Here is a 7,577-nt window from a genome sequence, read left to right as displayed (position 1 = left end):
CCATTTTCAGATTGCCGCTGCCGCGAAAAGCGTTGACCGGATCCTGTTTGAATTCGCTGATCCAACGGTACAAGGTATTGTCGGATACACCCAGTTCCCGAGCGACTTGCGCCACCGGTTTTCCCTGTTCCTGGATCATCCTCACGGTTTGGATTTTGAAGTCTTTGTCATACTTTTGACTCATCTTCGGACACCTCGATTTTGCTGAATTTATTGTCGCATTCTCGATTCTCGGTGTCCACTATTCAGTCTAGCATCATCTTTTACTGCGCATGCGAGCCCGAATTGAAACTAAGGATGTCAACAACCATAAGAATGAGCGCCACGGTTATCAAGGCATAATTTGGATTTTTTATAGAGGTTATTTTTCTTTATTTATACGAAATAAACACAAAACAGTAAGGTTGCCTCAACTGGGTTCCGCAAGATATTCGCAGCAATAGCGAAAAAGTTGTCTTTTATTGTGTCTTGAGCGCCGATTTTGCCTAAATCTCGTATTTTTTGCCGCTCTAACTACCGAGCCTCGCCTTACGGAGCGTAATCCCCGTTGTAGCTGACAAGCGCAACGTAACCGGTCGCGCGTATACAAGGCTTCCACGCGACGGATTCGAGTGTCGAACGAAGCACAAGGCAGTCGCGTTGCTTGCCGATATAATCCAGATCCTGAAGCGTCCCCGTAAGACGATGGGCCACGACCTCGTTGTCGACGGAAAAGCTGAAAGAGCTCTTTACGCTGCGGCGGGATTATTTTTGAGCGGCGTATGCAAGGTCAAACATGAGCGGGGCAATGCCCTTCAATCGGCTCCGGCGGCTAGCCGTTTCACGAACGGAAGGTCCGCCGGCGCCCATGGATAGTCGGGCAGCGCCTTCCGCTCGACCCACTTGCAATCGTCGTGGTCCGTCAGCCGGATTTCCCCTCCCACATACGTTGCCTTGCAAGCGATGAGCCGAATCCGGACCGTGCCATAGTCATGCTCGTTGACCCCGAACAGCTCGTAAGGCGCGATTTCGATATTCATTTCTTCCCGAAGCTCCCTCCGCAAGCAGGCCTGCGCGGACTCTCCGGGCTCGATCTTGCCTCCGGGTAATTCCCACAGTCCTTCCTGGGCTTTTCCTTGTTTGCGCCTTGCGATCAGGATGCGCCCCTGCTTGTCCTCGATAATCGCTGCGGCCACCTCAAGCATCCCTATCACTTCCTATGCAAAAGCATTCATCTTCTAATAGCGTAAAATATTAACGTATTAAAGGGGCTCAAGCAAGCCGTCTCTTCGGCAGCCCATCAAGCGGCGCGGAACGACCGGAGGGCACGAAGCCGCTTTTTAGGAGCCGGACTCCTGCTTCCGATCAGAAAAACGCTCCCCCTTCCCCCCACACACATAGCGCAATCGGATTCTTAAATTATTTAAGGATAGTCTAAAGAATCTCATGTCCCGGTACAACGGTTCCTAAACTATAATTGGAAAAAAGCGCCTGAGCTCAAGATTTTTCGTAAGCGCTTTAATTTTGATTCCAGATAAGGAGGACGCGACGGGTGCGAAGGAACCAAATGCTGAAACAAGCCGTGCTTTTGCTGCTGGCGGCCGCTTTGTTCATACCGCCGGGCTGGTCTCCTCCGGTTGCGGAGGCCGCGGCGCCTCAAATCGGAGATGTGATCCTTGCGCATGATTTTGCACACGACACCCAGGGATGGTACAAGAGAGGCGAAAGCGAAACCGTGACCCACTCGGCATCCGAGGGGCGCGCAGGAACGGGAAGCATCTTGTCGGATGTCCGGAACGCAACTTGGAACGGCCCGGGGTTCAACCTGGGGGCTGCAAACTTGTTGCAAAAAGGGGCCACCTATGAAATTTCCGCCTATGCGAAGCTGAAAGAAGGCACGCAAGGTTCGGAAACGCTCCAATTTGCCGTGAAGCAAACCGGAGCGGCACAAGAGTATGTGAACATCAGCCCCGCTGTGGAGGCAACGGCTGACGGTTGGGTGAAAATAACCGGCCAATATACGTACGATCCGCAGGCTGCGGTGCTGGAAGTCTATTTGCAAAGCCCAAGCAGCGCCACGGCCGCCTATTACATGGACGATTTTCAAGTCAAACTGGTTTCTTTGCCCCCGGACAACGGCAACGGCAGCGGCGGCGCCGGGCCGGAACCGTCCGATTCCGTCGTCTGGGACTTCGAGGACGGCACGCCGACGGACTGGGGCCCCCGCGGCAACGAAACGGTCGCGGTAACGCAAGAAGCGGCGAAATCCGGCAGCTATAGCCTCAAAGCGTCCGACCGGTCGGCAGACTGGCAAGGGCCGAGCCGCGACGTTAAATCGATCCTGCAGAAAAACAAAACCTACACCTTCTCCGCTTTCGTCAAGCTGGCCGCAGTGCCGGACACGCCACGCACGATTCGCCTTACCATGGAAAACAAAGCGTTCGGGGCGCCGTCCGCCTCCTACACCACAATCGCTCAAACCACAACGAGCGGCACGGATTGGATCGAGCTGAGAGGAACGTTCAGCTTCACCAACGACATGGAGACATTGAAGCTGTATGTGGAAACGACGAACGCCTCGGACGACTTTTATGTGGACGACGTGAAGCTGTCTCCGCCCGGCGCCGTTCAGAAGGACATCCCGCCGCTGCGCGAAGTGTACAAGGACGATTTCGAAATCGGGGCGGCGGTTGAACCCCAGCATTTGGTGGGCGTCCACAAGGAATTGCTGAACTATCATTACAACTCCATCGTGGCGGAAAACGTCATGAAACCGGAATCGATCAGCCCGCGCGAAGGAGAGTATCACTGGACAAACGCCGATCAGATCGCGAATTTCGCCCGGGAAAACAATATGAACCTGCGTTTCCATACCCTTCTCTGGCACCAACAGGGCGCGGAGTGGATGCTCAAAGACGACCAGGGCAATTACCTGGAGCCCACGCCGGAAAACAAGGCACTGGTGCTGCAGCGGCTGGAAACGTATTTGCGCGAGGTTGTCGGCAGATACAAAGATGTGGCGCGCGACTGGGACGTTGTGAACGAAGTGATCGACGAAAGCCGTCCGGACGGGATGCGTGACAGTTACTGGTACCGGCTGACGGGACTCGATTATATCCGGACCGCGTTCCGCGTCGCGCGCGAGGTAGCCGGACCGGACGCGAAACTGTATATCAACGATTACGGCACGCACGATCCCAAAAAACGCGATTACCTGTTCGACCTTGTTACGAGATTGAGAGACGAAGGCGTGCCGATTGACGGTGTCGGCCATCAGACCCATATCAATCTTACGGCGCCTTCCGTTCAACAAATAGCCGAGTCGATCCGGAAATTCGGCGAAGCCGGGTTTGACAACCAGATCACCGAACTGGACGTTTCCGTATACACGAACAACACGGACGCTTACCCGTCGGTTCCCCAGGATTTGCTCGACAAGCAGGGGTACCGCTACAAGGAATTGTTTGAAACGTTGAAGCGCCTGGATGAAGAAGGCAAGCAAAAGGGAGCGCCCGGCGGATGGATCAGCAACGTGACGTTCTGGGGAATCGCCGACGATCACACCTGGCTGCATGACCGTCCGAAAGGCACGGGCAGACAGGACGCCCCCTTCCCGTTCGACAAGCAATACCAGGCAAAACCCGCCTACTGGGGCATGGTCGACCCTTCGAAGCTTACGATCATGAGAAAATCGGGAATCGCGGTCAAGGGAACGCCGACCGTCGACGGCCGACCGGATTTCGCCTGGAACCTGGTCCCCGCTCTGAAAACGGAAAAAATCGGCGCATTGGAAGCCGAATGGAAGACGCTGTGGGACGATCATCATCTGTACGCCAGTGTAGCCGTTCAAGACGGCTCCGTCTCCGAAAGCGATAAAGTCGAACTGTTCGCCGTCGACGGCGAAGGAAGAAAGAAAATCGAGGTCGTTCGCGGTGCGGCGGGCACAAGGGAAACCGCCGGCGGTTATGTCGTGGAAGCGGCCATTCCGCTTGCCGGAACGAACGAGCCCGGGCGCCGGGTGTATTTCGACATTCGGGTCACGGACGCCGGCGTCGACGACGGTTCGGAGCACGGGAAAAACGGCGCCATCGTATCCTGGAGCGATCCCAGAAGCGCTCAGGATGCGGATGAGCAAGGGTATGGCATCCTGACGTTTGCCGCGGCGCCTAAATCCGCCCAAGCGCAGTACGGCACGCCGGACATCGACGGCGAGTTGGACGGTGTCTGGAGCAAGGCGAGCGAGCTGGCCACAGACGTATGGGTGGAAGGCGGAAGCGGTTCCGCCGCGACATTCCGAACGCTGTGGGATGACCAGAACCTCTATGTATATGCGGTTGTAAGCGACAGCTTGTTGAGCGATGCGAGCGTCAACCCTTGGGAACAGGATTCCGTCGAAATATTCCTGGACCAGAACAATGGGAAAACGGACTTTTACGAAGAAGACGACGGACAGTACCGCATCCAATTCAACAACGTCCGCACCGTCGGCGGTCACGCGAATCAGGACAACTACCGTTCGGCAACCCGGATCGTGGAAGGCGGATATATCGTGGAAGCGGCCATGGCGCTCGATATGATTTCGCCCCAAAACGGCACCGTTGTCGGGTTTGACTTCCAGGTCAACAACGATGAGGACGGAGACGGCCGAAGAGACAGCGTCGCCATCTGGAGCGATCCTTCCGGGCAATCCTACCAGAATACCTCGAGGCTTGGGGTACTCGAGCTGATCGGGAAGCCCGGCTCCGGCAACACGGGTGGCGGCAACGGCGGAACGGGAAGCCCGGTTGGCGCGGCTCCCCCGGATGCCAGGGTTGAAACGAAAGACGGCGTCACAAAGATAAACGTGTACGCCGCAAACACAAACGGTCCGGCCAAAGGGAACATCCCCAATGAAGTATGGCGACAGGCGCTGCAACAAGCGGCGGCGGACGCGGACGGTAAGAAACGAATTCTCGTTGAACTGCCGGCAATGGAAGGCGCGACGTCCTTCGAGGTGCAGTTGCCGGCTCAAAGTCTGACGGGCGCGGAATCCTTCCTATTGTCTATCGATACCGTTCTCGGAACGATGGAGATTCCGGGTAACATGCTTGCCGGAACGGATATAGGCGGCTCCGAGACGGTTTCGATTCGGATCTCCCAAGGCTCCGCGGAGGGTCTGCCCGCATCCGTTCGCGGCCCGATCGGCCATCGCCCGATTGTCGCGCTTCAGGTTCTCGCGGGCGGCCAAGTTATCGCGTGGCACAACCCGGGCGCCCCGGTGTCGGTCTCGTTGCCTTACGAGCCGACTCCGGAAGAGCTTGGCGCGCCGGACCATCTCGTCGTATGGCGCATGGAAGCCGACGGCAACGCGACGCCCTTGCCGAACAGCCGTTATGATGCCGAAAACGGCAGGGTTCGTTTCCAAACGGCCCGCTCCGGTACGTTTGCGACCGCCTTCGTACTCAAAACGTTTGACGATCTGGCGCCCGTTCCTTGGGCGAAAGAAGCCGTCGAAGCGATGGCTTCCCGCGGAGTCATTCTCGAAACGGCTGAAACCACCTTTAGCCCGGCGGCTGCCGTCCGAAGAGCGGACTTTCTCGCGCTGCTCGTTCGCGCCCTGGAACTTCAGGGTACGGGTGAAGACGAATCCATGTTCAGCGATGTCGATCCGGCCGATAACGCCTACCGAGAGGTGAAGATCGCAAAAGAACTCGGGATCGTTCAGGGTGTGGGCCATAACCTGTTCTTGCCGGATGCCGCGATCACGCGCCAGGACATGATGGCGCTGACGATTCGCGCGCTGAAAGCGGCCGGTAAAAATCTCGAGGCCAAAGGGTCGCTGGATGCCTTCTCCGACTCGGCATCGGTTGCCGATTACGCCAAAGCCGGCGCAACCGCGCTCGTTTCTTCCGGAATCGTGCACGGCATCAACGGCAAAATCGCTCCCCATGAGCCGTTGACACGCGCGCAAGCGGCGGTGATTCTTTACCGGATTTGGAAAAACTGAGGTGCCTAAGCCAAGCATCCTTCCCCAAATCCGGAACGGGCGGTCTCCAAGCCCTTATCGGCTTGCGAGACCGCTTCGCTTTTTCCCGCGTGGCCGATCTACGTTTTATCAAGGGCTAAAGGCGGCGTACAGGCCCGCTTGCTTGCGTTCACAAAGGAGAATAAAGGGAACTCCTTCCACGAATAATAAGGTGCGAACCATGATAGAAAGGGTGTTGCGAGCTTGCTGGATCGGCTGGAAAGCGACTACGACTGCTCCAATGCCGGCGAGGACCTGCATCGGTTGAAGCAAGAGCTGGCGCAATTCGATGCGGAGAACGGCCGGAATCTTTCGCCGGAAGCGGCGGAAATCCGAAACCGGCTGGAAAATCAAATCCGTTTCATTCAAAACAAATGCGATATTCGTTAAACGAATGTCCGCACGCAAAGAACCGGCCCAGACAGGCCGGTTCTTTGCGCGAAGAAACGCCTTATGCTTCCTCCCGGTAATCTTCCACGATGACATCCAGCTTGCCCGTCTCCGGATCCATAACGCATCCGTGAACGGGAACGGCTTGCGGAAACAGCGGATGCCGGCGGATCATCCTGACGCTGTGCATAACGCCTTCCTCCGCCCGGTCGAACCCGCGCAGAAACTTGTCCATGCGGATGCCCGCGTTTTCCAGCGTCTTGATGGCCAGCGGATCGATGCCGTTCTCGATGAATTTGCGCACCATCCGGTCCGGATCGATTTCCGTCATGCCGCAGCCGTGATGGCCGATGACGATGACTTCGCGCGCGCCCAGCTCGTAGACCGCGACCAGGATGCTGCGCATGGCGCTTCCGAACGGCTGGGTCAAAATCGCGCCGGCGTTTTTGATGAATTTGGCGTCGCCGTTTTTTAATCCGAGCGCCTTCGGAAGCAGCTCGATCAACCGCGTATCCATGCAGGTCAGGATGGCGACCTTTTTCTCCGTATATTTGTCGGTCAAATACGCTTCGTACCGTTTCTCCTCGACGAATTTCTGGTTGAATTCCAACAAACTCGGGATGATGGACATGCTAAAGCCCCCCTTGCCATATAACGGCGCACGGCTGCCGAAGACAATCCGCGCCGCCGCTTGCCGCCGAAGCGGTCTACGCTTATTTTCGCACTCCCGGCAGTTTGTGTCCACCCCGGTTATCCCGGAATGCTCCATAATGAACTCTTGACCGCCACCGCCCCCGCTGACCCGTCATGTAGTCCGCCTAGTACCCTTCTTTGCTGCCAACCCCATAGTCAGCCCGTCATGTAGTCCACCCAGTACCCTTCTTTGCTGCCAACCCCATAGTCAGCCCGCCATGTAGTCCGCCTAGTACCCTTCTTTGCTGCCAGCCCCGAAGCTAACCCGTCATGTACTCCGCCTAGTACCCTTCTTTGCTGCCAACCCCATAGTCAGCCCGTCATGTAGTCCACCCAGTACCCTTCTTTGCTGCCAACCCCATAGTCAGCCCGCCATGTAGTCCGCCTAGTACCCTTCTTTGCTGCCAGCCCCGAAGCTAACCCGTCATGTACTCCGCCTAGTACCCTTCTTTGCTGCCAACCCCATAGTCAGCCCGTCATGTAGTCCACCCAGTACCCTTCTTTGCTGCCA

6 protein-coding genes are annotated in these 7,577 nt (G+C 56.8%); 2 read left to right on the top strand and 4 right to left on the bottom strand.

Going from position 1 to position 7,577, the window contains the following annotated elements; all coding sequences use genetic code 11:
• The 3 genes from F560_RS0120975 to F560_RS0120970 all read right to left on the bottom strand — a co-directional run.
• Positions 1-184 (bottom strand): transposase (locus tag F560_RS0120975; protein WP_019007699.1); only part of this gene is annotated, 184 nt, incomplete at its 3' end.
• Between the two features lie 344 nt (positions 185-528).
• Positions 529-693 (bottom strand): hypothetical protein, encoded by a 165-nt coding sequence (locus F560_RS25780; protein ID WP_156829082.1) that lies wholly within the window; start codon positions 691-693, stop codon positions 529-531.
• Positions 694-794: 101 nt separating this feature from the next.
• Positions 795-1,184 (bottom strand): (deoxy)nucleoside triphosphate pyrophosphohydrolase, encoded by a 390-nt coding sequence (locus F560_RS0120970; RefSeq protein WP_019007698.1) that lies wholly within the window; start codon positions 1,182-1,184, stop codon positions 795-797.
• 347 nt (positions 1,185-1,531) lie between these two features.
• Between F560_RS0120970 and F560_RS0120965 the strand changes: the two genes are divergently transcribed.
• Both F560_RS0120965 and F560_RS26370 read left to right on the top strand, forming a co-directional pair.
• Positions 1,532-5,965: an endo-1,4-beta-xylanase gene (locus tag F560_RS0120965; RefSeq protein ID WP_245554933.1), complete on the top strand. Its 4,434-nt coding sequence runs from the start codon at positions 1,532-1,534 to the stop codon at positions 5,963-5,965.
• A 222-nt stretch (positions 5,966-6,187) separates the two neighbouring features.
• Complete coding sequence (locus tag F560_RS26370; protein ID WP_019007696.1) at positions 6,188-6,373, top strand: hypothetical protein; 186 nt, start codon at positions 6,188-6,190, stop codon at positions 6,371-6,373.
• A 61-nt stretch (positions 6,374-6,434) separates the two neighbouring features.
• On the opposite strand, the gene F560_RS0120955 is transcribed toward F560_RS26370, so the two are convergent.
• Entirely contained in the window at positions 6,435-7,004 is a 570-nt protein-coding gene (locus F560_RS0120955) for a beta-class carbonic anhydrase (RefSeq protein ID WP_019007695.1), read from the bottom strand.
• Between the last annotated feature and the right edge of the window lie 573 nt (positions 7,005-7,577).

Source organism: Cohnella laeviribosi DSM 21336, from assembly GCF_000378425.1.
Taxonomy (GTDB): domain Bacteria; phylum Bacillota; class Bacilli; order Paenibacillales; family Paenibacillaceae; genus Cohnella; species Cohnella laeviribosi.
Note: the sequence above shows the minus strand (reverse complement) of the source record. Positions and strands in the feature narration are given on the sequence as shown.

What these genes read in the sequence shown, in the direction of transcription:
- F560_RS0120970 (WP_019007698.1), bottom strand. Translation starts at nt 1,184, where the DNA reads ATGCTTGAGGTGGCCGCAGCGATTATCGAGGACAAGCAGGGGCGCATC.
- F560_RS0120955 (WP_019007695.1), bottom strand. Translation starts at nt 7,004, where the DNA reads ATGTCCATCATCCCGAGTTTGTTGGAATTCAACCAGAAATTCGTCGAG.